This is a genomic window from Chryseobacterium sp. Leaf405 (genome assembly GCF_001425355.1).
In the GTDB taxonomy this organism is placed as follows: domain Bacteria; phylum Bacteroidota; class Bacteroidia; order Flavobacteriales; family Weeksellaceae; genus Chryseobacterium.
In genome coordinates this window covers 975,814-994,478 of sequence record NZ_LMQN01000015.1, presented here as the reverse complement: position 1 = coordinate 994,478, position 18,665 = coordinate 975,814, and the positions used below count along the sequence as shown (strand labels likewise).

The following is an 18,665-nucleotide window of genomic DNA, read 5'->3' as shown; positions in this document are numbered from 1 at the left end:
TTTTATTTACTTAAATCTTCTTTTAATTTCTTAGCTCCTTCTTCAACTTTAGAAGCACCTTTTGCGGCAACATTTTTCACGTCTTTGCCAACTTCCTGAGCTCCGGTTTTGATATCTTTTCCTGCTTTATTAAGATCTTCTTTAGCTTTATCTGCCGTTGTATTAATCTTATTTTTAGCATTTTCAGCTGCATTATCAATTTTATCACCAGCCTCATCAATCTTTGTCTGCGTATTTTCCTTCGCCTGATTAATTTTTGCAGTGTCAACGCCTAAACCTGTTTGGCTTTCGGTTGTCGTTGTGGTCGTAACTGTTCCGTCAGGATTTTCTACTTTTTCTGTTTTTGAAGTTGATTTCGTGCATGATACCAATACTATTGAAATCATCAATGCCGATAAAATTTGTTTTTTCATACTGTATATTTTAAATGTTAAACTATTCTGTTTTGGTTTCTGATTTGGAATTTTCAAAAGACTTTTGCTTCTTTTCTTCATCGGCATTTTTCTTTTCGTCTTCCGTTTTCTTTTTATTTTCTTTTTCTAATTCTGCCTTCAGCTTGTTTTCCTGTTCCTGAAGTTTTATCGCTTCTTTTATTGAATCCTGATATTTCTGAGAAGACATTTTGATTTGCCGTACAATATCTACAGAAGCTGCGCCATTAGAAAAAGAATCTATTGCCGTGGTATCGTACGTTGCTTTTCCACTTTCCGTTGGGTACAGATCAGCAGGTTCTTTCTTCGAACAAGAAAGAATTATCCCTGAAAAAACGAAAGCTAAAAAAAGTAAATTTTTCATGGAACTAATTTAGCAGAAATTCTGCAATTACAGGATAATGATCCGATAATTCTACAGAATTGTCCACCTTATAGCTTAATGGAATAATCGATTTTGAACTGAATATATAATCAATCCTTAACGGAACTTTATAATCGTGAAAGCTAGACGAACTGCCGTTTCCTGCCGTTAAAAATGCATCCTGAAGATCTTTTCCTAAATTATAATATTCATAAGAATTAGGTACAGAATTAAAATCACCCGCCAGAATCACCGGATATGGCGAAAGATCTACTGCTTTTCTTATTTTTTTAATCTGATCTTCGTGTGCTTTAAAAGTCGGTGTCATGTGCGAAAGAAGTGTATTAATCTTTCCACCCTGTTTATTTAATCCTTCAAACTTAAGCATCGATTTATTAAGCCTGAAAGGCTCCAAATAAACATTCACAACCCTGATAATTTTTCCGTTAATATCAATATCGGCATAGAAAGAATTTCCTCTGGATTTATCAGTAATCAATTCTTCCTGTCTTACGATTTTATGTTTTGTCTTTAAAATAACTGAGGGATATTTCACCATATCCTGTCTCAATGCATGATTGGTATCTTTTTCCTGAACTAAAATAATATCTGCATTTTGATCTGTAATATATTTTTTTACTTTCTCCCAACCGAAATCACCATATTTTACATTGAATGTTAACACTTTAATATCTCGTATTGATTTTACATTTTCTGTTTTCGGAGAGAAATTAACCCATCTTCGTATTGGATTGTAGAATAAAAAAATACCCAAGACAAAAGCGATGGCAATTTTTTTTCTTTTAATAATCCAAACAAGAGTTAATAAAATATATAATGAGATCAAATAGGGAAATCCTAATGATAAAAGATTTAGATTTCCGATAAGATTAGGCGGAATCCACGCATTTACCAATGTGCATAAAAGCAAAACAGCAATAGAAAGGTGTGCAAAAAGTAAAATCTGACGCAGCTTCATGAAAACAGTATATGGTACTTTTATTTTTTAGCAAAAATCCTACCACATAAATAGCTTTAACGAACTTTATAACTTATTATTGTAGTTTAAAGGTAGAAATTACAGGGTAATGATCGGAAATTTTCACCGACCGATCTACTTTATAACTCACTGGTTTTATTGATTCAGAAGTAAAAATATAATCTATTCTTATGGGAAACTTATAATCGTGAAAGCTTGTTGCGCTTCCGCTTCCCACTTTTAAGAAAACATCCTGAAGGCCTTCTACCAAATGATAATATTCATAGGAATTGGGTACAGAATTAAAATCACCAGTCAAAATAACAGGATAAGGAGAGTTTTCTACCGCTTTTTTTATGGGTACAATCTGATCCTGATGCATTTTAAAAGTCGGAATTAATCTTTTGATAATATTTTTTAGCTTCTCTTCATCCTTTTCATTATTACCGTCCATTTTTACCATGCTTTTTTCAAATTTAAATGGCTGAAGATAGACATTGATGAAACGATATATTTTTCCTTTAATTTCAATATCCGTTTGTGTTGCATAGGCATTATTGTATTCGTAATCGCTGTTGATAAGCTCAATTTGATTAATAATCTTATGCTTAGTGAAGAGAGAAATTATAGGACTTTTAGGAGCTCTCTGTAACCCATCAAAATTATATTTCTTGTAGTTGCCAACTTCCTGTAACAAAACAACATCTGCCTTTTGATTGTTAATAAAAGATTCAACATTGTGCTCTCCAAAGGCACCGTTATTTGCATTAAAAGAAATGATTTTAAGATCTGCAATTTCATTTGTTTCAGGCGAATAATTAATCCATCTCATAGTAGAATTAAAAAACAGCAATCCTAAAAACAGAAAAACAAATGCTCTTTTTTTCCAGCTGAAAATCCAGAAAAGAGTGATTAAAACATATCCTGTAATTAATATCGGGAAACCCAAAGAAAGTAAATTAAGCCAAGGAAAAACCTTTGGCGGAATATAAGCGTTCAGTAACACCCCAACTAAAAGAAAGAATATTCCTACATGAACGAGTAAAAGTATAAGACGAAAGACTTTCAAAGGAATTTTAATTAAATCTATACAAATGTTTTCTCCAGCTTCTTGCCAAAATCCAACCGACTAAAGCACCACCAACATGGGCAAGATGGGCAATTCCACCTCCGCTCCCCGAAACCCCTAAAAATACTGAAACAAGTACCACAATAGGTAATAAATATTTAACTTTTATAGGAACCGGAATAAACATCATTGCAATTTTTGAGTCCGGATACAATGTTGCAAAAGCCGCTATCACTCCAAAGATAGCTCCTGAAGCTCCAACCATCGGAGTTCCCATTATACTGTTCAAATTCTGTTCTAATGCCTGTTGTCTTACAATAGATTCTGACGATCCTGAAAAGCCAACATCCGCTCCCGACAAATACGCATCGACATTAAATCCTAATTGCTGTAATTCATTTGTAATTTGCTGAACTTCGATAAAATTCCAAAGATTAAATAAGAAAAAAGCACCTAATCCACTTGCAAAATAAAGAATAAGATATTTTTTTTCACCTAAAGCATGCTCCAAAATAGGACCGAAGCTAAACAATGTTAACATATTAAATAAAATATGCATGATACTTCCATGCATAAACATATGAGTAATAATCTGCCATGATTTAAAAAATGGTGAAAAAGGATAAAACGCAGCAAGATAGCCCGTGAACTGATTACTCAGTAGAAGATTTGCAATTATAAATACAATTACATTTATAATGATAATATTTCTTGTAATCGGCGGTATATTATTAAACATCTTTAAAATTTATTTTTAAAATCATTAAACGGAATCTCAAAAAAACATCTTTTCCCATCAGGCAGAAATTCCGGGAAACCTAATGCCGTAAAATCTTTGATCAATTGTTCCGCATCTTTTTTATAGATAAAGTCAAATCTCGATTTCGACTGCAGTTTGCTCCATTGGTTTTGGTAGAAATGAATAAACTCCTCTTCCGTTTTATATTCCAGAATTTCAAAAAGATTTTCCAGGAATTTCATTACCTGAGTTTCTTTCAATCCTTCCGGAACGGCATCAATTCTTAATACACTTTCATGTGCAATACTTGTTTCAAACCCAAGCTCAGGAAGATATTTTTTAATTGATTTATATTTATTTTTCTCAATTTCATTCATGTGATATTCAAGAGAGAAAAGCAAAGCATGACTGTTTGTAGAACCCTTTTTGGTCGGTTTTGTATTTTCAGAAACCCAAAGCCGGTGCATTCTTCCCAAATCCAGCATCAGTGTTCTGTCGCCTTTGTTGAACACCCAATATCCGTTGGGTAACCTCATCAAATCTTCATCAAAATCTTCTTCTTCAAATAAATTGATTTTTGAAGGCGCTGCCGTAATATTCTGATGATACATATCCGTCAGATTTTGTATTTCTGCCGGCTGCACTGCGGTATCTTCCAAGAAAGGATTGTAATCTTTATCGACGATAATTTCGGGCATTTTGATGAAGCCACTTCCGCCAGAATTATTTCCTTTGCTAGGATACGTTTTCTGCATCAAATCATCAAAGTGCGGATCTCTTTCAAAATCAAGACTTGGAGAAACATTATAAATCCCCAAAGACCTTTTAATGGTGGAACGAAGCAAAGCGAAAATCAAATGTTCATCTTCAAATTTAACTTCCGTTTTTTGTGGATGAATATTGACATCAATTTTTTCAGGATCAAGCTCTAAGAACAAGAAAAATGTCGGTGTATAACCTGGCATCAGCAATCCTTCGAACGCTTCCTGAACCGCTTTATTAAAATACGGACTTTTAAAATACCTGCCGTTTACAAAAAGAAACTGCTCGCCTCTTGTCTTTTTGGCACCTTCAGGTTTTGCAACATATCCGTGAAGTTTGCACCAAATAATATCTTCTTTAATCGGAATCAGTTGCGGTTGCAGTTTTCGTCCGAAAATATCTACGATACGCTGCATTTGGCTCCCTTTTCTTAATCTGAAAACTGCTTCATCATCATGAAATAAAGAAAACTCCAAATTTTCATGAGCTAATGCAACCCGTTGAAATTCATCAATTACATGTCTGAATTCAACATTATTATTTTTAAGAAATTTTCTTCTTGCAGGAACGTTATAAAAAAGATTTTTCACTAAAAAATTGGAACCTTCAGCCGTCTGAGCCGGATCCTGAAACTGGAAAACGCCTCCTTCAATATAAATATTCGTTCCGATGGTTGCATCCTTTTGTTTGGTCCTTAATTCAACCTGAGAAACTGCTGCGATAGAAGCCAGCGCTTCGCCACGAAAACCTTTTGTAGCAATTTTAAAAATATCTTCAGTTCCTCTGATCTTGGAGGTGGCATGTCTTTCAAAAGCCATTCTGGCATCCGTTTCAGACATTCCTTTTCCATCATCTACCACCTGAATCAGGTTTTTTCCCGCATCTCTGATAATCAACTCGATTTTAGTAGAGTCGGCATCAATGGCATTTTCCAAAAGTTCTTTAACAATGGATGCCGGTCTTTGCACCACTTCTCCTGCTGCAATCTGGTTGGCTACATGATCCGGTAAAAGCTGAATAATATCTGACATAAAAAAAAGTAAATCAACTTACAAAAATAGTCATTCAAAACAAGAATTAAAACTATAAACCCCTGAATTAAAATTTAATTATCAACATATCAACAACCCAGCCAGCTACCACTTTTCAGCCAAAATGGCTGTTAATCAATGTTTCGGCGAAAAATACAATCCCCTAATTGCACCATACAATTAGAGGATTGATTCACAGCTAGTTTACACAAAATTAATACTGATATTAATTATCTTTTATTTAACATTTATCTTTATATATTGCATTTAAGTAAAAAGTGTTGATTATTTACCAATAGTGTTATAAGTAAAAACATCACTTTTAAACATTGCGCTTTATCATTTTTAATCTTCAAATACCAGTGTTCTCTTTTTCTCTCTCTTCTCTTTTACTTCAGCCTTAATCTCCGGAATTCCGTGGATCTTATCATATAAGTAAGCCAAAATATTTGGTTTTTTATAGATTTTGCTGTATCTGTATTGCGTATTGAAGTGTCTGATATGAATTTTATAAGCGTCATATCCAATGACCACCAATAAACATAAACTGATTACGTAAAATACTCTGAACTCAAGATAAAAGTACGTTAATCCCGAAAACACAGCACCCAAAACATAAGCAACCATGATGCTCATTAACAGTTTAGCTCTTGCTATCAATTCCCCGTTCTTTCTGAATTCTTGTTTGGTAAACATAGAAAATAAAATTCCTAAATCGGTCGTTGTACCCGTAAGGTGAGTCGTTTTTACCGAGAAGTTTGATATACTTGCCGTTAAGCCATTCTGTAAACCCGTTGCAAATAACATTAATGCTACCAGCCATTCAGTTTCTTCCAGTGTTTTACGGTAATAAAACTGTCCGTAAATTCCGACAAACAATAAACAGATGATCTCTAAAATCAAAGGCATTGAATGCGCAAAATATTTACTTCTTTTATTAAAATTAATGACAATAAAATTGGATACAAATCCTCCGAAAAAGAAAAGAAAAATCCAAAGTCCTACGACTGCTACCTGCGACCAGTTTCCTTTACTGATCTCGGCCGCAAAAATCGCATAATGTCCCGTTACGTTTGATGTAAAAGAGAGAAATATCAATAGAGATGCTATATTTATAGTCCCTGCCGTAAAGGCAGTCAGCGTCCCCAGTCTAATGTTGTCTCCCAACGTCCTGCTGTTACTATAATTCCTTAACATTTTTTCAAAGTTTTAGTGTTGATTATTTTAAGCTTCCACAAAAACCTCTGCCAATCTTCCTTTTTCCGGAAGGCTTGTACGAACCTCAAGAGCAATTGCATGAGATTCTAATTCTTTGCACTTTTTGATATAAGGAATTAAGTCGAATTTTCCTTTTCCTTTGCTTTTAATGGATGGCGAATAATAAGCCTCTTCAATATTTTCAGCTTTCACGTAATTATTGAATGTTCTCTGAAAACTTCCCGTGAAAATATCACAGATCACTTTATTGATTAAATGAGGATATTTATTTTTAATGATTCCGTAAGCGTCATTAAATTCCTGTGGTTTGATTTTACTGAAAATCGTACTTTTTGTATTGAATAAAAGATCTCTGATAGAATCTCCCATATCATATCCTGAAACCAAAAGAATATTATATTGATTTTGGTCTTCCGAAGCATCTTTCTCTTTCAGTACTTTTTTTAAAATATTTAAAGACTCAAGAGAATAATCTGTGGCTATTAAAATCGTTTTAGTCATATTATTAAGATTTAGGTTCGTATTTATCTTTTTCGATGATACAAAACTAAAGTGACCAGATTAAAAGCCATTTAAAACGAAATTAAAATGTGATTAAAGAGATTAAAATGAGATTAGAAAATTGTTAAGGAAGATTAATATTGAGAATTAATGACAGCAAAAAGACCTACAGTAAAGGTTTTTAAGTCAATTATATACTTTCAGTATTTTCTTTTCCTTCCTGCAGCATGATGTAATAATTGGGAAAACGAAGCTGCACCGTTGTCCCCTGATCCTGATGAGAACTTACGATTAATTCGCCGTGATGCATTCTGACGATATTTCTTGCCAAAGGAAGCCCGATCCCATATCCTTCATAGTTTTTTGTATTGGAAGCCCGAAAAAACGGATCATAAATTTTATTCATTTCCTCTTCAGGAATTCCGATTCCGTTGTCTTTTACGATGAGATAAACATCTGTGTCTGTCGCACCTAATGAAACTTTAACCTGTTGAAAATTAGAATATTTACATCCGTTTTGAATAATATTCGTCACCGCAAGATGCAACAATTGTTCGTTCCCCTGAACTTTCAGTTTTTTCGGATTATCCGGTAACATACTGATGTCCAGATAAATATTGTTTCTGGAATCAATCTTTCGCAATGTTTCAATAACATCCCAAAGCAACTGATCCATGCGCACTTTATCCATTTTCTGGATTTTGCCGTCGAAACCGGTTTGAGCAATCATCAGTAAAGCCTTAATTTTTTTATCTAATTTTTCAGCTTCATCCAGGATAATTCCTAATGTTTCTTTGTATTCATTATTAGTCCGGGAAATCGAAAGCGCAACATCAGCCTCACCCATAATCGACGTTAAAGGTGTTCTCAATTCGTGCGAAACATTTCCAATCAGGTGATTCTGAGTTTCGAAAGAGGTTTCGATACGGTTCAGCATTCCGTTGAAGGTATCAATTAATTCATTTAATTCTTTGTTATCAGGCTGTGGTTCAAGACGCAAATGAAGATTTTCTGAACTGATTTCCTTTACTTTTCCTGTAATTTTTAAGATAGGTTTAAACAATGTTTTCGATAAATAAAAAGAGAAAATCATACTGAAAAACAGAGAAAGTACGATGCAGGTCATTAAAGTTCGTTTTAAAAAGCCCAGATAATATACCACATAATGGTTTTTGGCAGAAGCTATCGCAATATAATCTTTGTCGTCGTGCCTGAAAGTCTGACCGATGTAATAAAACTCTTTATCGTTAAAATTGGATTCGCCATTTTTGACAATACTCTTGAAAAAGTAATCCGGAATATGAACTTCATGAGAAATTTTCTTGAAATTGGAATCGGTAGGAACTGCAAAAACGTAATCCCGCTCCATCGGAAGCTCTTCGTCATTCAAACCATTCAGAATATAATTTTCAGGAATATCAAGATCATCTTTGCTTTTTTCAATCTGAATAATTGTTGTCGTTCGGATTTTTAATAATTCATAAAACCTCTGATGCGAAAAGTTGACAATCGAGAAATACACCAACCCACTGAACAGCAATATGATGGCAGTAAAAACTAACATCAAAAGCACCATCGTTTTGGTTTGGTTTGTGATCACTCTATTAAACATCTATTAAGGTTTTTTCAACACATAACCCATACCTATCACGGTATGAATCAATTTATTATCATCCTGATGATCCAATTTTTTTCTTAAATAATTCACATAAACATCTACAACATTGGTCCCTAATTCATAATTTACCCCCCAGACAGAATCCAAGATTTCGGCTCTTGAGATTACTTTTTCAGGATTATTAAGAAAATACAACAGCAATTTATATTCTGTGGAAGTCAGCGTAATTTCTTCTCCCGCTCGGGTAACTTTCTTAGTATAATCGTTCAAAATCAAATCTGAAAACTGAAAAACGTGCTCGTTATCAACTTCAGGTTCTATAATTTCGGGAATATTTCCATTGTGACCACTTCTTCTTAATAAAGATTTCACACGGGCAACCAATTCAATAAACTTAAAAGGTTTTACCAAATAATCATCTCCTCCATTTTCCAACCCGAGAACAATATTTTCAGAAGTTCCCAATGCCGTTAAAAAAAGAATCGGTACATGTTTATTGGTTTTCCTGATTTCTTTACAAACATCCAGCCCGTTCATTTCCGGCAGCATAATATCCAGAATCACCAAATCAAAATCATTCGACTGTACCAATTGCACTCCGGTTTTACCGTCAAAAGCCACGGAAATTTCGTACCCGTTTTCCTGAAGTCCTTTTTTAATAAAGGAAACAACACTGGTTTCGTCTTCGATGAGAATAATTTTGTTCATTTGAAATTTGGAATTTCACAAAAATAGAAAAAAATGGGAACTTAAATAATATAGATAATAAAAAACCCTCCGTAATAAATTACAGAGGGTTTTAGTACCCCGGGCGGGACTTGAACCCGCACGTTCTTACGAACACAGGATTTTAAGTCCTGCGTGTCTACCAGTTCCACCACCAGGGCATGGAGTGGAGCGAAAAACGGGATTCGAACCCGCGACCCCAACCTTGGCAAGGTTGTGCTCTACCAGCTGAGCTATTTTCGCATACTGTGCGGATGAAGGGACTCGAACCCCCACGCCTCTCGGCACCAGATCCTAAGTCTGGCGTGGCTACCAATTACACCACATCCGCATTGTTTACTCTGAAAACTTATTTTTTAAAGAACCTGTTCTGTTTTCTCGTTTTCAGTGGTGCAAAGATAGGATAATTTCCTTTATCTCCAAACTTTTCACGAAAAAAAATTAAAATTTTTACATTTTTATTCTGTGGTAGTCTTTATTACGATTGATTTTCTTACTTTTACAATGTTAATAATTACGATATGGAATTACAAGGAACGGTAAAGAAAATATTTGACGCTCAGACATTTGCGAGCGGTTTCCAAAAGAGAGAAATGGTTATTCTGACGCAGGAACAGTATCCTCAGCCGATAAACATAGAATTTTTGTCTGATAAGATCAGTTTATTAGATTCTTTGAAAGAAGGAGAAAATGTAAAGGTGGGTATCAACATCAGAGGTAGAGAATGGGTTTCTCCTCAAGGCGAGACAAAATACTTCAATTCTATTACAGGATGGAGAGTAGAAAAAGTTCTTGATAATGGTTCAGAGCCTACACAAGCTTCGCCTTCACAGTCTGCATCTTCGGTTTCTAACGAGAATCCTTTTGCTGGCGACGATGATGATGATTTACCTTTTTAATTAAAAGTTAATATTCAAAATATAAATCCTGCTTTTTAAGTGGGATTTTTTTTCCTCAAAAAATGGTGCGATTAGACGAAAACGAAATTTCATTCCCAGATCCTGAAATATATGACGGACACGAGGGTATCATTGCATTTGGCGGAGACCTTTCCATAGAAAGGATATGGTTTGCCTATCAATTGGGTATTTTCCCTTGGTATAATCCGGGTGAAGAGATTCTTTGGTGGTGTCCCGATCCGAGATTTGTTTTATTTCCGACTGATTTAAAAGTCTCAAAATCGATGAGGAAAATATTAAACAGAAATGTTTTTACTTTTTCGGAAAATCAAAATTTCAGAGAAGTTATTACCAATTGTCAGCAATCAATCCGAAAAGAACAAACCGGAACGTGGCTTTCTGACGAACTGAGAGAATCTTTCATTACTCTTCACGAATATGGTTTGGCGAAAAGCATTGAAGTCTGGCAAGACGGCGAATTAGTTGGAGGATTTTACGGACTTCAGATCGGAAATGTTTTCTGTGGCGAAAGTATGTTTGCAAAAGTAAGCAACGCTTCCAAAGCCGGATTTATTCATTTTGTTGAAACTCATAAAAACACCATTGAGTTAATTGATTGTCAGTCCCATACAGAACATTTAGAAAGTCTTGGAGCCCAAATGATTCCTAAAAAAGAATTTTTAAAAATTTTACACGAAAATAATGAACGCCGATAAAGAAAAATGGATTCTTCTGGTTGTCTTAAGCCTTATCTGGGGATCTTCTTTTATTTTAATTAAAAAATCGTTAGAACATTTCAGTCCGTATCAGGTCGGAGCTTTGAGGGTTTTGATTGCTGGAATTATTTTAATGCCGATTGCCATTTTGAAGTATAAATTATTTCCGAAAAAACATTTAAAATGGTTGTTATTGGCAGCTTTTACAGGAAATTTTATTCCAATGTTTTTATTTCCGATTGCGGAGACGGAGGTCAGCAGCAGCATTGCGGGAATCATTAACTCGATGATGCCTATTTTCGTCATTATTGTCGGCGCTTTGATATGGAAATTTGATACTACAAAACAACAGATTGTTGGGACTTTAATAAGTTTTACAGGCGTTTGTTTGCTCGCTTTTGGTGGAGACGGTGAAGGTGGAAAATTTAAACTGATTCCGATTTTATTGTTATTATTGGCAACTTTATGTTACGCCATCAGCACAACAACAGTAAAATCTAAATTAATGGAAATTTCTTCCACGGTTTTATCGGCTTTTGTCTTTTCTTTTGTATTATTTTTTCCTTCATTAATCGCTTTAAGCTTTACAGGATTCTTTTCAACCTTTAGTTTTGATGAAAATAATTTAACTGGATTGATGTTCGTTGGTTTACTATCCATTTTCGGAACCGGATTGGCAATGATGATGAATTATCGATTATTGAAAGTTTCAACACCTTTATTTGCGTCAACAGTTACTTTGCTGATGCCGATTGTGGCGATTATCTGGGGAATTTTAGACGGTGAGAAGCTTGGAACAATACAGTTTATAGGAACAGGAATTATTATTGCGGGATTGATATTTTTAAGAGCAAAACCAAACGTTATAAAAAAATAAATCCTGCATCTCTGCAGGATTTTTATTTGATTTAAATTTTTATTCTTTTAAAATCGGTTAATTAAAACTTCGATCATCCAGTTTTAGCCTTCAGAATTCTTCTTTTTCACCTTTGCTTTTGCCTTTTTCACCTCATCTTTGATAAACGGATATTTTTTCTGCATATCCGAAACTAAAGAAGGATCTAATTCCAAAGCGTGGAAAAGAGATTCTTTCCCTTTTTCCTGCTCTCTCAGATTTAAATAACAATTGCTTAACTGGTAATACAATTCTGCTCTGTTATGTACTTTTACAGCATTATTTAAAAGCGCCACCGCTTCCTCATATTCTCCCAAAAGCATCAAAACTTCAGAATAAGCGTACCAATTATAAAATCTTGACGGCTCAGCATCTACTAATTTTTTAAGACAAGAAAGACTTTCTTCAAACTTACCCGAATCAATGAACAAAAATGCCAATCTTTTCTGATAATCTAAATTGTTATCATTAAGACTTGTTGCTTCTCTCGCAAAATGCAAAGCTTCAGGCATACCGCCCATTTCTTCATATACATAAGATTGCTCCATCATTGCCAGATAAAACTGAGGATCTTCTCTTAATGATTTCTGGAAGAAGTTTAAAGCTACTGTTGGCTGTTTAGAAGCTTTGTAACAAAGTCCTATTTTATAAAAAGTAAACGCTTTTGTATATTCCAATTCAAGCATTTCTTCATAGACTTCAATGGCTTTTTTATATTGACCTAAAGCTTCATAACAAGCCGCTTTATTAGCATATACTCCAACAGAGCTGGAATTGATCGCCAATAAATAGTCATAGCCTTTAATCGCCTCTTCAAAATTCTTTCTGTTGAAATAATATTGTCCGTATTCAAACCAGGCAACTTCCGAATAAGCAAACTCATCCAGATATTCGTTAAGAAAAGCAATTGCCTCTTCGTTCTTATTCAGATCAGAAAAACAAACCATCGCATTTTCCAACGAATATTCATCTGTTGGATCTTCTTTCAGTGCTTGTCTGTAATGTTTAAGAGCGTTAAAAGGATCTCCTAAATTCACGTATTCATCCGCAATAAAGTTGTGAAGGAAGTTTTCTTCTTCTTTCAATTCTAAAGCTTTCTGACAAATTTCAATGGCTTTTTTAGGATTTCCCAAATTCGAATAATACTTGGCATAGCAAACCAAAAAGTCTGTGTTTTCCATAGAAGAACCCTTCAACTCGTTGATAAGACCTTTTGCTGTATTATAATCTTCCCATTCCAGAAGAATTTCAAGTTTTTTTATCTTGATATCTAAAGAATTGGGATGAAGCTTCAAACCATAACTCACTGCCGTATCGGCATAATTAAAGTCACCCAGCTCCAGATAATAAACAATAATGTCTTCTAACTCTTCTGTATCAAAGTAGAATTCATCATTGTTTTCCATCATTTCCTCGAACTTCTTTACAAGTTCATTTCCAAAATATTCTTCCAATATAAAACAGTTTTAAGATTTAAGACCAGAGATATGAGATGTACAAATACTCGCTTCTGAAAATCTTAGTACTATAAATTTAATAATAAATACGATTAAAATGATGAAACAGATGTTAATTTTTCTAAATCAAACTATTGATTTTAGCTATCATTTCATCTCCTAATCTGTCGGCTTCCTCCTGAGATTTAGCCTCTGTATAGATTCTGATAATCGGTTCTGTATTAGACTTTCTAAGATGAACCCAATTATTTTCAAAATCTATTTTTACTCCGTCTACCGTAGAAACCTCTTCATTTTGATACTCTTTTTCCATTTTGGTTAAAAGTTCATCAACATTTATTTCCGGAGTCAGTTCAATTTTCTTTTTACCCATAAAATAGCTTGGATATCCTGCTCTCAACTCAGAAACAGTTTTATTTTCCTTTGCCAAATGAGTTAAAAATAAAGCTACACCTACCAAAGAATCTCTTCCGTAATGTAATTCCGGGTAAATAATTCCTCCGTTTCCTTCACCGCCGATTACTGCATTTTTCTCTTTCATTAAAGTAACCACATTTACTTCTCCCACAGCACTTGCAAAATATTCTGAACTGTGCGTTTTAGCAACATCTCTCAACGCGCGGCTTGAAGAAAGATTGGAAATTGCCACACCATTTTTATGTTTCAACAAATAATCTGCAACGGCAACCAAAGTGTATTCTTCTCCAAACATTTCACCTTTTTCGTCGACCAAAGCCAATCTGTCAACATCCGGATCTACCACAACACCCAAATCTGCATTTTCTTTCTTTACCAACTCACAGATGTCACCCAAATGTTCTTTTAACGGTTCAGGATTGTGCGGGAATTGCCCGTTTGGCTCGCAATATAACTTTACTGTTTCACAACCAAGCTTGTCTAATAGCATGGGAATTGCAATACCTCCTGTAGAATTTACAGCATCCAAAACCACTTTAAAGTTTTTGGACTTAATTGCTTCAACATCAACCATCGGCAAATGAAGAATCTGCTGAATATGAATATCAAAAGCATCATCTCTGGTTTCGTATTTCCCTAAATCATCCACTTCTGCATAGTTAAAGTCTTCGCTTTCTGCCAAAGCCAATACTTCTGCTCCATTTTCTCCGGTAATGAACTCTCCTTTTTCATTTAATAATTTCAGAGCGTTCCATTGTTTTGGGTTATGCGAAGCGGTAAGGATAATTCCACCGTCTGCTTTCAATTCCGGAACCATTATTTCAACCGTTGGTGTTGTAGAAAGTCCCAAATCCACCACATTAATTCCTAATCCCTGCAGAGTTGCTGTTACCAAAGAATTAACCATTGAGCCTGAAATTCTTGCATCACGACCAATAATTAAGGTTAAATCTTTTTTGTTTTTATTATTTTGAAGCCAGGTTCCGAATGCCGAAGCAAATTTTACAATATCAAGCGGAGTTAAATTATCATTCACTTTTCCACCGATGGTTCCACGTATTCCTGAAATACTTTTTATTAATGACATTAAGTTTTTATTTAAATTTTAATAATACCATTTTGTTGATTTTAACAAAATGCTTCTCACAGATCATTTTCTCTACCAGAAAAAATACGAGACATTTTCGAATTTCAGAAAAGCAATTCTATCAATTCTTTTTTCATATTATCTGTGTTTTAATATTCCACAAAAATAAGTAAAAAAAGACTTCTAAAAATGTTTAGTTTTCCACAGGAATGTTATTTTTCTATGAACATCCACAATCTTTGTCACAGTTTGTTCGTTTGGAACTGAACTTCTTAGGTGCAAAATTCTTCCTGAGTATCTTGAATAAAGAGTAGCAGGCAAATGCAACAACAAGAAAGACAATTATGTATTGTAGAATTAATGAAGTATCCATTATTTTAATATCTGATAAGCTATCATCGACACAAAATATGCCAAACCGGTCATCATTGCCACCTGAAAGCCGGTCCATTTCCAGCTTTTGGTTTCTCTGTAGACTACTGCAAGTGTAGAAATACACTGCATTGCAAATGCGTAAAATAAAAGTACGGAAACACCCGTCGCAAAACTGAAGACTTTTTCGCCGTTCGGTTTTACATCTCTTCTCATTTTATCGATTACTTTCACTTCGGGCGCGTCATCTTCTAAACTGTATAATGTAGACATCGTTCCTACGAAAACTTCTCTTGCTACGAAGCTTGTTAAGATCCCAACACCCATTTTCCAGTCGTATCCGAGAGGTGCAATTACCGGCTCGATTCCTTTCCCCATTTTAGCCAGATAAGAATGATCCAAATGAACATCTGTCGCTACGAACTCGTTGGGTTGCTGTTTTGGTCCGAAATAGCTCAACACCCAAATGATAATACTTACAATGAAAATAATTTTACCCGCTCCTGAAATGAAATCCCAGACTTTGCCCAAAACCATTTTAAAATCATAGGCAAAAAGTGGTTTTTTATATGTCGGCAAATCCATCACCAGATAAGTTTTACCTTTATTTTTAATGAATTTATTAAGAACTGCTGCAGAAAATAATGCTACAAAAAAACCCAGTAAATACATTCCCATCAAGACCAAAGCCTTGTATTTTATTCCTAAAATCGTTTTATCCGAAATAATTAAACCGATAATAATGCTGTAAACGGGAAGCCTTGCAGAACACGTCATGAAAGGTGTTACCAAAATCGTTAATAACCTTTCCTTTAAGTTTTCGATATTTCTTGTTGAAATGACCGCCGGAATTGCACACGCCGTTCCTGAAACTAATGGTACAATACTTTTTCCGTTTAATCCAAAAGGTCGAAGAAGCCTGTCCATTAAGAAAACCACCCTCGCCATATATCCTGAATCTTCCAATAAATACAAGAAATATAATAAAATCCCAATCTGTGGTGCAAAAATCACAATTCCTCCGATTCCCGGAATAATTCCGTTGGAAACTAACGAGTTTAGTGGTCCTTCCGGCAAATGTTCTGATGAAAAAGCTCCTAACCAGGCAAATAAATCATCAATCCAGTTCATTGGATATTCTGCCAAAAAGAAAACGCTTTGGAAAATAATTAATAAAATGGCTAAGAAAACAACATATCCCCAGAATTTATGAACTAAAATTTTGTCTAATTTCTCTGTCAATAATTCTTTGAACTGAGGTTTTTTAGTAATAACATTCGCCAATATTTTATCAGCTTTCTGATATCTTCTCACGGTTTCCTGAACTTGCAGCCTTTTTGGAACCAAACTTTTAGAATCCGGCTCGTTCATCTGCTCAATAATAGAGTCAATTTTTGATAAATCTGTTCCCAAAGACAAGCTTAGCCATGCTTTATATTCGGTTTCAAATTCTTTATGAGATTTTAATTTCTGAATAAAATCTTTATGTTCGCTAGGAGTTTCGAAAGATTGCTTTTCAGATGTAACAAAATTATTATTTAAAATAGCTTCCTTAATTTCATTAATACCAATTTGCTCTTTAGCATTTGTCTGAATAATGGTAATTCCTAATGCTTCTGAAAATTTTTGAATATCAATAGCAATTCCCCTTCTTTCTGCCTGGTCAATTTGATTGACTACCAAAATCATCGGAACTTTAAGATCCTGAATCTGCTGAAATAATAGAAGACCTCTTTTTAAACTTAATGCTTCCAGAATATAAACAACCCCGGCATAATCTTTCTGATTATCAATCAAAAATTTAGAAAAAATAGCTTCGTCTTCTGAGCTTGGATACAAACTGTACGAACCCGGCAAATCGACGACCTCAACTTCCTCATTTTCATAGTTATAAAACCCTGAATGACTCGCCACCGTAACCCCTGCATAGTTTCCGGTTTTCTGTTTTTTATTGCAAAGTGCATTAAAAACCGTTGACTTTCCTACATTGGGATTTCCGACTAAAAGCACCTGTTTTTTTTGAGTTTCCTGCATTAATTCCATTCTTCAACAATAATAAAATCTCCTTCTTCCTCACGAAGGGCGATACGGCTTTTTTCGTCCCCAAACTCCACATACATCGGTCCGTTGAAAGGCGCCTGATACAAAATCCTGAAAGAAGTTTCCGGAAGAAGCCCCATTTCTATGATCTTGTTAGGCATTTTAAGACTATCATTATCATATCCCAAAATTTTTCCCATTTTATTTTTGGGAAATCCGCTCAACTTATGTAAATCCTTCACTTTCAAAGCCAATTTTTGTACCTGCAAATATACGCTATTTAAATTTAATCTAAATAAGAGTTTTTCATAAAACAAATCAACCCAGATACATTGCTGTATTTGGGTCGACTTTAATATAAATTTAGTTGATATGAATATTATTTTTTCTTCTTATCCGAAACAGGCTGTATAAGCTCGATAGGATTGTCATTGGCATTGAAGAAATCTTTGTACATTTTTTCCTGTTTCTTCATCATATCGCCTATGGTTCCGTCCATTCCAGGAATTGTTTTAGACATCATTTCCTGTGTCATCATTGGTCTTGCTGTAGCGAAAGGGTCTTTTTTAAAATCGCTGAATGTTTTTTCAAACTTCTCTCTTGGCATTTCTGTTACCTTCAGGCTCATATTTGAAATCTTTTCTCCGTAAGATAATTCTTCCCAATTTGGAATTTTTTTGTTCCCCTGCAGAACCCAAGAATAGTTTTTACCTTCGTCCTCAATCTTTACAATTAAGCCCGGAAGCCCTGAAAACTTATACGGCCCGTCCTGAAAAGGAAGATCTGCCGTGAACCAAGCCGTCCATTTTCTGCCTCCGAATTCTGTTGTTGCTTTTTGAGTATTGTATTCTCCTATTTTTGCTTTATCGTTTAAAATCTTCCAATCAAATTTAGGTGTCTCATTGTATGCAATCGCCATTGGCGAGAATCCGCTTGCAATTCTTTCTATATACTGAATCTTCATATCCGGATAATACTTTACAATCTTTTCAGAGAATTTTGGCATTTTCATAGACTTAGACATATCTTTAAAAACTCCGGATTTTTGCATCGCTTCGATCTGAATCTTAATAATAGAATCCTGGGCGATCATTGTGTAATCTCTGTAAACGGATCTATCTTTTACAATATCGAGAACTGACATTACTTTTTCAAGTTTTGCAGAATCTTTTTTCGGTTTGAAACTCAATTCATAAAAAAATCGGTTAGCGGTTACTTGTGCATCTTTATCCTGAGCGCTTACAAAAGCGAAAAGAGAAATCAAGAATATTGAAAATAGCTTTTTCATTGTTTTTCTATTGTTTATATAATTAGTTCATGGTTGTATGATTATGTTACATATTT

At 34.5% G+C, this 18,665-nt stretch carries 18 protein-coding genes and 3 tRNA genes; 3 read left to right on the top strand and 18 right to left on the bottom strand.

The genetic code is table 11. The annotated features are described in order from the left end of the window. Positions 1-2: 2 nt before the first annotated feature. From ASG22_RS14470 to ASG22_RS14410, 13 genes are all read right to left on the bottom strand, one after another. On the bottom strand, positions 3-413 hold the full coding sequence (locus tag ASG22_RS14470) for a hypothetical protein (RefSeq protein ID WP_055985986.1): 411 nt from the start codon (positions 411-413) through the stop codon (positions 3-5). A gap of 22 nt (positions 414-435) precedes the next feature. Further along, a complete protein-coding gene (locus tag ASG22_RS14465) occupies positions 436-795 on the bottom strand; it encodes a hypothetical protein (RefSeq protein ID WP_055985985.1) in 360 nt (119 codons plus the stop codon). Positions 796-799: 4 nt separating this feature from the next. Further along, entirely contained in the window at positions 800-1,774 is a 975-nt protein-coding gene (locus ASG22_RS14460; protein ID WP_055985982.1) for an endonuclease/exonuclease/phosphatase family protein, read from the bottom strand. A 76-nt stretch (positions 1,775-1,850) separates the two neighbouring features. Continuing rightward, the gene (locus ASG22_RS14455; RefSeq protein WP_055985979.1) at positions 1,851-2,843 is read right to left on the bottom strand and encodes an endonuclease/exonuclease/phosphatase family protein; all 993 of its coding nucleotides are present in this window, start codon (positions 2,841-2,843) and stop codon (positions 1,851-1,853) included. 7 nt (positions 2,844-2,850) lie between these two features. Further along, positions 2,851-3,582 carry a rhomboid family intramembrane serine protease gene (locus tag ASG22_RS14450; RefSeq protein ID WP_055985977.1) on the bottom strand — a complete coding sequence of 244 codons (732 nt, stop codon included), beginning with the start codon at positions 3,580-3,582 and terminating at the stop codon, positions 2,851-2,853. 2 nt (positions 3,583-3,584) lie between these two features. Further along, complete coding sequence (gene mutL / locus ASG22_RS14445) at positions 3,585-5,375, bottom strand: DNA mismatch repair endonuclease MutL (protein ID WP_055985974.1); 1,791 nt, start codon at positions 5,373-5,375, stop codon at positions 3,585-3,587. Between the two features lie 345 nt (positions 5,376-5,720). Beyond that, a complete protein-coding gene (locus tag ASG22_RS14440) occupies positions 5,721-6,572 on the bottom strand; it encodes a YoaK family protein (RefSeq protein WP_055985971.1) in 852 nt (283 codons plus the stop codon). A 27-nt stretch (positions 6,573-6,599) separates the two neighbouring features. After that, entirely contained in the window at positions 6,600-7,094 is a 495-nt protein-coding gene (locus tag ASG22_RS14435; RefSeq protein ID WP_055985966.1) for a hypothetical protein, read from the bottom strand. A gap of 190 nt (positions 7,095-7,284) precedes the next feature. After that, positions 7,285-8,706 carry a sensor histidine kinase gene (locus tag ASG22_RS14430; protein ID WP_055985964.1) on the bottom strand — a complete coding sequence of 474 codons (1,422 nt, stop codon included), beginning with the start codon at positions 8,704-8,706 and terminating at the stop codon, positions 7,285-7,287. Between the two features lie 3 nt (positions 8,707-8,709). Next, positions 8,710-9,420, bottom strand: coding sequence for a response regulator transcription factor (locus tag ASG22_RS14425; protein WP_055985961.1), 711 nt, complete (start codon positions 9,418-9,420; stop codon positions 8,710-8,712). A 95-nt stretch (positions 9,421-9,515) separates the two neighbouring features. Further along, positions 9,516-9,599: transfer RNA gene (locus ASG22_RS14420), tRNA-Leu, on the bottom strand. Between the two features lie 6 nt (positions 9,600-9,605). Further along, positions 9,606-9,681: transfer RNA gene (locus tag ASG22_RS14415), tRNA-Gly, on the bottom strand. A gap of 6 nt (positions 9,682-9,687) precedes the next feature. Then, positions 9,688-9,769, bottom strand: a tRNA-Leu gene (locus ASG22_RS14410). Positions 9,770-9,959: 190 nt separating this feature from the next. On the opposite strand from ASG22_RS14410, the gene ASG22_RS14405 reads away from it, so the two are divergent. The 3 genes from ASG22_RS14405 (at position 9,960) to ASG22_RS14395 (ending at position 11,930) form a co-directional block, all read left to right on the top strand. Beyond that, a complete protein-coding gene (locus ASG22_RS14405; protein WP_055985960.1) occupies positions 9,960-10,337 on the top strand; it encodes a DUF3127 domain-containing protein in 378 nt (125 codons plus the stop codon). Between the two features lie 62 nt (positions 10,338-10,399). Next, the gene (aat, locus tag ASG22_RS14400; protein WP_055985958.1) at positions 10,400-11,053 is read left to right on the top strand and encodes a leucyl/phenylalanyl-tRNA--protein transferase; all 654 of its coding nucleotides are present in this window, start codon (positions 10,400-10,402) and stop codon (positions 11,051-11,053) included. After that, on the top strand, positions 11,040-11,930 hold the full coding sequence (locus ASG22_RS14395) for a DMT family transporter (RefSeq protein ID WP_055985956.1): 891 nt from the start codon (positions 11,040-11,042) through the stop codon (positions 11,928-11,930). The genes aat and ASG22_RS14395 overlap by 14 nt, the downstream gene beginning before the upstream one ends. 83 nt (positions 11,931-12,013) lie before the next feature. Here the strand turns inward: ASG22_RS14395 and ASG22_RS14390 are convergent, their stop codons facing one another. The 5 genes from ASG22_RS14390 to ASG22_RS14370 form a co-directional block, all read right to left on the bottom strand. Beyond that, complete coding sequence (locus ASG22_RS14390) at positions 12,014-13,402, bottom strand: tetratricopeptide repeat protein (RefSeq protein WP_055985953.1); 1,389 nt, start codon at positions 13,400-13,402, stop codon at positions 12,014-12,016. Positions 13,403-13,526: 124 nt separating this feature from the next. Further along, positions 13,527-14,909, bottom strand: coding sequence for a phosphoglucosamine mutase (gene glmM, locus ASG22_RS14385; protein ID WP_055985948.1), 1,383 nt, complete (start codon positions 14,907-14,909; stop codon positions 13,527-13,529). Between the two features lie 372 nt (positions 14,910-15,281). Then, positions 15,282-17,315: a ferrous iron transport protein B gene (gene feoB / locus ASG22_RS14380; RefSeq protein ID WP_082505028.1), complete on the bottom strand. Its 2,034-nt coding sequence runs from the start codon at positions 17,313-17,315 to the stop codon at positions 15,282-15,284. Beyond that, entirely contained in the window at positions 17,315-17,569 is a 255-nt protein-coding gene (locus ASG22_RS14375) for a ferrous iron transport protein A (RefSeq protein ID WP_082505029.1), read from the bottom strand. Before ASG22_RS14375 ends, feoB begins: the two co-directional genes overlap by 1 nt. Positions 17,570-17,700: 131 nt before the next feature. Then, on the bottom strand, positions 17,701-18,609 hold the full coding sequence (locus tag ASG22_RS14370; protein WP_055985942.1) for a GLPGLI family protein: 909 nt from the start codon (positions 18,607-18,609) through the stop codon (positions 17,701-17,703). Positions 18,610-18,665 lie beyond the last annotated feature (56 nt).